Consider the following 201-nt stretch of genomic DNA (forward strand, 5'->3'; position numbering starts at 1 on the left):
AGTACTACCGTTTCACCCACCCTGGCGATCACCTCAGATAAGACTGGTTTAAAAGCTGAAGAGACTGCCACTATTAGCTTCACCTTCAGTGAGGCTACTACAGATTTTGTAGCAGCAGACATTATCACCACCGGGGGAAGTTTAGGTACTTTGTCTACTACAGATAATATTGTCTACACGGCAACCTTAACACCAACTTCC

General features: G+C 44.8%; 1 protein-coding gene. It reads left to right on the forward strand.

The genetic code is table 11. From position 1 onward, the window contains the following. A partial coding sequence (locus ACNKXV_RS14935) for an Ig-like domain-containing protein (protein WP_417908482.1) occupies nucleotides 1–201 on the forward strand: 201 nt, incomplete at both ends.

Origin of the sequence: Christiangramia aquimixticola, assembly GCF_048285835.1 — a bacterium.
In the GTDB taxonomy this organism is placed as follows: Bacteria; Bacteroidota; Bacteroidia; order Flavobacteriales; family Flavobacteriaceae; genus Christiangramia; species Christiangramia aquimixticola.